Raw genomic sequence first — 6407 nt, 5'->3', positions numbered from 1 at the left:
TTGCCGTCCTCAGCGTGGGTGGCACCGAACAGGCCATCAGCGATCTCGGCACCGAGCTCGCGGAAACCCTCGCACCCCCGCGAGCGGAACTACTGCTTGGGTTCGGCGGGTAGGAGGTCGCCGGCGACGGTGACGCCGTCGGTGCCGTCGCCCGCGGCTGCGAGGGTGAGGTCGCCGGCCACGCCGCCCGCGGCGCGCAGGTCCGAAAGCACGGCGAGCACCCGGTCGTGGTTCGCCGGGTCAAGGGTCAGCTCGGCCGAGGCGAACTTGGTCCGCTGGGAGACCTTGGCCTCGGACTTCACCTTGCGCAGCGCGGCCAGGGCGGTGCCGGCCACAGCGACCAGCTCGGGGTCGCCGTCGCCCGCGGCTTCGCGGAGCACGTCGGAGGTGGGCCAGGCGGCGCGGTGCACCGAGCCCTCCCGCCACCAGGACCAGACCTCCTCGGTGGCGTACGGCAACACCGGGGCGAACAGGCGCAGGATCGTGTCCAGGGCGAGCGAGAGCGCCGCCCGGGCCGAGGCCACCGCGGCCGGGTCCAAGCCCTCACGACCGTAGGCCCGGTCCTTGACGAGCTCCAGGTAGTCGTCGCAGAACGTCCAGAAGAACGTCTCCGCCACCTCCAGCGCCTGGGTGTGGTCGTAGGCGTCCAGCGCCGCCGTGGCCGTGTCCACCACATCGGCGAGGCCGCGCAGGATGGCCCGGTCGATCGGTTCGGTCACGGCGTCCGGATCGAGCCGGACGGGGGAGTCCCCGGCGAACGAGAGCGCGAACTTCGAGGCGTTCAGCACCTTGATCGCGAGTCGGCGCCCGATCTTGATCTGGGTCGGCCGCTGCGGGTCGAACGAGGCGTCCGTGCCGAGGCGGGCCGAGGTCGCCCAGTACCGGACCGCGTCCGAACCGTGCTCCTCGAGCATCGCGAGCGGGGTCACCACGTTGCCCTTGGACTTGGACATCTTCTTGCGGTCCGGGTCCAGGATCCACCCGGAGATGGCGGCGTGCGCCCACGGCAGGGCGCCGTGCTCCAGATGTGAGCGCACGATCGTGGAGAACAGCCAGGTGCGGATGATGTCCTGCCCCTGCGCTCGCAGGTCCATCGGGAACACCCGGGAGAACAGGTCGGAGTCCACCAGCCAGCCGCCGGCGATCTGCGGGGTCAGCGAGGACGTCGCCCAGGTGTCCATGATGTCCGGGTCGGCCACGAAACCGCCCGGGACGCCGCGCTGGTCCTCGGTGAACCCGTGCGGCACGTGCGAGGACGGGTCGATCGGCAGGCTGGCCTCGTCCGGGACGATCGGGTGGGCGTGGTCGATCTCGCCGTCCGCCGTCACCGGGTACCAGAGCGGGATCGCCACGCCGAAGAACCGCTGACGGGAGATCAGCCAGTCGCCGTTCAGCCCGCCGACCCAGTTCGCGTACCGGACGGCCATGAACTCGGGGTGGAAGTCGAGCTCATCGCCGCGGGCGAGCAGCTCGGCGCGCAGGTCACGGCCCGGGACCTCACGGCCGCCGTTGCGGATGTACCACTGCCGGGACGTGACGATCTCGAGCGGCTTGTCACCCTTCTCGTAGAAGTTCGCCTTGCGCTGGGTGGCCACCGGCTCGCCGAGCAGGTCGCCGCTCTCGCGCAACGCGTCGACGACGGCGGCCCGCGCCGAGAACGTCGTCTTGCCGCCGATCTCGGCGTACGTCGCGCGGCCGGCCTCGGTGGTCAGCCAGTCCGGGGTGTCCCGCAGCAGCCGCCCGTCCCGGGCGATCACCGAACGCGTGGGCAGCTGGAGCTCACGCCACCAGGTGACGTCGGTGAGGTCGCCGAACGTGCAGCACATCGCGATGCCGGCGCCCTTGTCGGGCTCCGCCAGCGGGTGTGCGAGCACCGGCAGTTCCACCCCGAACAACGGCGACGTGACGGTGGTGCCGAACAGGTGGGCGTACCGCTCGTCGTCCGGGTGCGCGATCAGCGCCACACACGCCGGGAGCAGCTCGGGGCGGGTGGTCTCGATGACCACGCTCTCGCCGTCGGGCGTATGGAAGGTGATCTTGTGGAAGTGGCCTGGATAGTCGCGGGCCTCGAGCTCGGCCTGGGCGACCGCGGTCTGGAACGTGACGTCCCACAGCCCCGGGGCCTCGGCCTGATAGGCCTCGCCGCGGGCCAGGTTGCGCAGGAACGCGGTCTGCGCCACCTGCTGGGCCCGGTCGCCGATGGTCTGGTAGTGCTGGGACCAGTCCACACTGAGGCCGAGGTAGCGCCATAGGTGCTCGAACTGTTGTTCGTCCTCGGCGGTGAGGCGCTGGCACAGCTCAACGAAGTTGCGCCGGGAGATGGGCTGCTGGTCCCCGGCCTTGACGGACTTGCCGTCGCCGCCGTCGTGCGGGGGGGTGTAGTCCGCCACGTACGGCAGCGACGGGTCGCAGCGCACCCCGTAGTAGTTCTGCACCCGGCGCTCGGTGGGCAGGCCGTTGTCGTCCCAGCCCATCGGGTAGAACACCTCGCGCCCGCGCATCCGCTGGAACCGGGCCACCACGTCGGTGTGCGTGTAGGAGAACACGTGGCCCACGTGCAGCGAGCCGGACACCGTGGGCGGCGGGGTGTCGATGGAGTAGACCTGCTCGCGGGTGGCGCTGCGGTCGAAGGCGTAGGTCTGCTCCTGCGCCCAGGCCGCGCCCCAGCGCTCCTCCAGGCCCTCCAGGGAGGGCTTGTCCGGTACCTGCGCGACCGGGCGGATGGCCTCGGTCGGAGCGGGTGCGGGACGGGTGGAGGATGCACTGGAAGTCATGGTTCTAGATCATCCCAGATCACCGGGGTGCGGCCGAACCGTTATCCGGTCGGCGTCAGCCCCGCCGGCTCACCCGGCCGGCCTGGCGCTCTGGTACAACCCGATCAGGTTGCCTTCGGAGTCGGTCACGTAGGCGGTGAAGCCCATGCCCTCGCCGATCTCGTTCTTGCCGACCACGACGGCACCGCCCGCAGCGGTCACCTTCTCCAGCGTGGCGTCGATGTCCGCGGTGTCGATCGTGATCACCGGTTTGTCGATCGGGGCCTGGCGCTGCATCATGCCGCCGCCGATGTAGCCGGGCTCCGTGGGGCCCTGCTCGGGCGCGCTCGGGCCGGTGCTGACGAACGAGTAGTCGAAGCCGGGCATCGAGTCGATCTGCCAGCCGAAGATGTCACGGTAGAAACTGCGGGCCCGGTCGCCGTCGTCGAACGGGACCTCGAAATGCACCACTCGACCAGTCATCGCCAGCCACCTCCACGTCGAGGCCGCGCCGCTCGCGGCCGCGGGTCCCAGCCTACGGCCGCTACTCCCGCACGGCACCCTCCAGCATGCCGCGGATGAAGGACCGCTGCGCGAACAGGTACAGGATCACCACCGGAAGGGCCACCAGCACCGCGGCAGCGGCCAGCAGCGCAGTCGCCTGTACGTGCTGTCCCTTGAAGATCGCCAGCGCGAGCGGGGCGGTGCGGAACTCCCCGTTCGGGCTCATCACCAGCGGGATCAGGAACTCGTTCCAGGTCCACATGAACGCCAGCACGGTCAGGGTCATGACCGCCGGCCGACCGATCGGCACGAGGATCGACCACAGCACGCGGCGTGGGCTGGCGCCGTCGAGGGTGGCGGCCTCGATCAGCGACGGCGGACTGGTCCGGAAGTACGCGCGCATCCAGTAGGTGCCGAACGCGACCGACTGGGCGATCTGCGGCAGTGCCACGGCCCACAGCGTGTTTGTCAGCCCGAGGTCGCGCAGGTCGTAGAACAGTGGCACCACGATCGCCTCGGTCGGCACCATGATGCCGAGCAGGAACAGGTAGAACAGTGCCCGCGAGCCGGCGAACCTCATCGTGCCGAACGCGAACCCGGACAGGATGGACGCGACCACGGCCACCGACACCACGGTCACCGACACCAGCAGCGACGTGCGCAGGTATCGCGAGAACTCGCCCTCGGTCCAGGCGTCGACGAAGTTCTCCGGGTGCAGCCCGAGGATCCCGGGTGAGGCGGCGGCGGACTGCGGTGAGAGCGCCGCGGCCAGCACCGTGACGATCGGGGCGAGCGCGAACGCCGCGAACACGATCAGGATCACGTAGTTCAGGGCGCGTTCTGTGCCGGAGGTGATCATTCCTCACGCCCCTCGGCGATCCGGTTCACGATCACGTTCAGCACGAAGATGATCGCCGTGAGGGCGACGGCGATCGCGGCCGCCGAGCCCACCGCGCCCTCCCGGAACGCCCGTTGGAACACCTCGTAGGCGGGCACCGTGGTGGAGTTGCCGGGGCCGCCGCCGGTGGTCACGTAGACGAGGTCGAACGTCTTCAGCGCGGCCACGATCGTGAGGGTCAGGGCCACCGCGATCTCCCCGCGCACGCTCGGCAGTGTGATCGCGAAGAACTCCCGGATCGCCCCGGCGCCGTCGAGCCGGGCCGCCTCGAACAGCTCCCGCGGCACCCGCCCCATCCCGGCCAGCAGCAGCACCGTGACGAGCCCGGTCTGCACCCAGGTGCCGACGATCCCCACCGCCGGCAGCGTCCACGTGTAGTCACCGAGCCAGGTCCGGGTGAGCGCATCGAGGCCGAGGGCGCGCAGCGCGGTGTTGAGGCTGCCGTCGGGGGCGTAGATCTGCCGCCACGCCACCGCCACGACCACCATGGCCAGGACCTGCGGCAGGAACACCACGGTCCGGAACAGACCGAGGCCGCGCACCTGCGCCCGGTTCAGGATCGCCGCGACCACCAGGCCGAGCACCAGCGGCAGCACGCTGAAGAAGAAGATCAGCACGAGGGCGTGCCCGAACGCGGCCCGGAGCACCTCGTCGGTGAACAGTTCCACGTAGTTGTCGAACCCGACGAACTCCGACGCCCCGAGACCGTCCCAGGAGAACAGGGAGAACTGCACCGACCGGATCAGCGGGTAGATCAGGAACCCGCCGAACAGCAGCAGGGCGGGGGCCAGGTACAGGTACGGCAGGTAGCGGCGCTGGTGCCTCATCGTGCGCCCGCAGTCTGTGCCCGGCCCGTCGCGTCGTGCACCCTCGCTCAGCCTTCAGCGACGAACGCGCTGTAGTCGTCCTCCAGGACCTGCGTGAACTGCGCCGGGTCCGTCTGGGCGGCGATCAGGTCCTGCAGTGCCGCGCCGATCGTGTCACCCATGGTCGGGGTCGCCCAGTCCAGGTACGGCAGCAGGTGCCCGTTCTCGCTGACATCGCCGAACGCCGCGAAGATGTCCGCGTTCACCCCGGACTCCGGGGCCAGCTCGGCGGTCCGGTTCACCGGCATGTTGCCGGTCTCGGCGAGGACCGCCATCGCGTCGTCGCTGGTGATGAAGTCGATGTACCCGGCCGCGGCGTCCGCGTTCGGGCTCTGCGCCGTGACGGCGAACGGGAGTCCCGTCGCACCGGTGGTGGCGCGCTGTCCGCCGGCCTCCGCGGGCGGCGGCGCCATGAAGCCGACGTCCTCGCCCATGGCCGCCTCGAGGTCCGCGGCGAGCCAGGAACCACCGATCAGGAACGTGCCGGTGCCCTCCCCGAAGGAGGCCCAGGCGGCGTCGTAGTCGGTGCCGTTCGGGCCCTCGTTGAAGTAGCCGGACTCCACCCAGCCCTGCAGCTCGGCGGCCGCGGCCTCGTTCTCGGGGGTGAGCCAGGAGGCGCCCGCGTTGCCCTGCCCGAGGGCGGCGATCTGGTCCGCGGGCACGTGCTGGCCCTGGATCGGGCCGAACACGTGCACGGCCGGCCAGCCGTCCAGATTGCCGAGCTGGATCGGCACCTGACCGGCGGCCTGCGCGCTCGCCAGCGCGGCGGTGAAGTCCGCCCAGGTGCCGCCCGTCAGCGCCGCCTCGTCGATGCCCGCGGCGCTCAGCGCGGCCCGGGAGTAGAAGATCCCAACGATCTCACCGACCTGCGGCAGCCCGTAGATGTTGCCCTCGCCGAACGTCACGCCGTCCGCGGAGTAGGTCGAGGCCGCCAGCACCGATTCCGAGTACCGGTCGGTCCAGCCGTAGGCGTCCGCGTACGGGGTCAGGTCCAGCAGCAGGTCGGCGCCGACGAACGCGCCCATGGTGCCGCGGGAGTTGTTGGCCTGCACCACGTCTGGGGCGTCGTCCCCGGTGAGGGCACCGCGCAGGGTCGTCTCGAGGTCGTCGAAGGACTGCGAGAGCCGCTCGATGGTGATGTTCGGGTAGGCCTCCATGAACGCGTCGTTCAACTGCGTCATCTGCTCGTCCTGGCCGCCGCGGGTCTCCTGGTCCCACACGGTCAGCGTGATATCCCCGAGGGCGGCGAGGTCGGTCGAGATCTCCCGGTCCTCGGACTCCGGGGGATCCTCCGAGCCCGAGCCGGGGGCGCAGGCGGCGAGCAGCACGCCGGCGGCGAGCACCGCCGTCGAGATCTTCAAAGCATTGCGGTTCATGATCGTCCTT

General features: G+C 70.6%; 5 protein-coding genes. All 5 read right to left on the bottom strand.

Translation table 11 applies throughout. The annotated features are described in order from the left end of the window. Positions 1–89: 89 nt before the first annotated feature. Positions 90–2774 carry a valine--tRNA ligase gene (valS, locus tag KCQ71_RS08050; RefSeq protein ID WP_223404620.1) on the bottom strand — a complete coding sequence of 895 codons (2685 nt, stop codon included), beginning with the start codon at positions 2772–2774 and terminating at the stop codon, positions 90–92. Positions 2775–2843: 69 nt separating this feature from the next. Continuing rightward, positions 2844–3236 carry a VOC family protein gene (locus tag KCQ71_RS08045; RefSeq protein WP_223404618.1) on the bottom strand — a complete coding sequence of 131 codons (393 nt, stop codon included), beginning with the start codon at positions 3234–3236 and terminating at the stop codon, positions 2844–2846. A gap of 61 nt (positions 3237–3297) precedes the next feature. Further along, positions 3298–4116 (bottom strand): carbohydrate ABC transporter permease, encoded by an 819-nt coding sequence (locus tag KCQ71_RS08040; protein ID WP_223404616.1) that lies wholly within the window; start codon positions 4114–4116, stop codon positions 3298–3300. Further along, complete coding sequence (locus KCQ71_RS08035; RefSeq protein WP_223404614.1) at positions 4113–4982, bottom strand: carbohydrate ABC transporter permease; 870 nt, start codon at positions 4980–4982, stop codon at positions 4113–4115. The genes KCQ71_RS08040 and KCQ71_RS08035 overlap by 4 nt, the downstream gene beginning before the upstream one ends. A gap of 47 nt (positions 4983–5029) precedes the next feature. Then, the gene (locus KCQ71_RS08030) at positions 5030–6397 is read right to left on the bottom strand and encodes an extracellular solute-binding protein (protein ID WP_223404612.1); all 1368 of its coding nucleotides are present in this window, start codon (positions 6395–6397) and stop codon (positions 5030–5032) included. Between the last annotated feature and the right edge of the window lie 10 nt (positions 6398–6407).

Source organism: Occultella gossypii (assembly GCF_019947135.1).
GTDB lineage: Bacteria > Actinomycetota > Actinomycetes > Actinomycetales > Beutenbergiaceae > Occultella > Occultella gossypii.
Note: the sequence above shows the minus strand (reverse complement) of the source record. Positions and strands in the feature narration are given on the sequence as shown.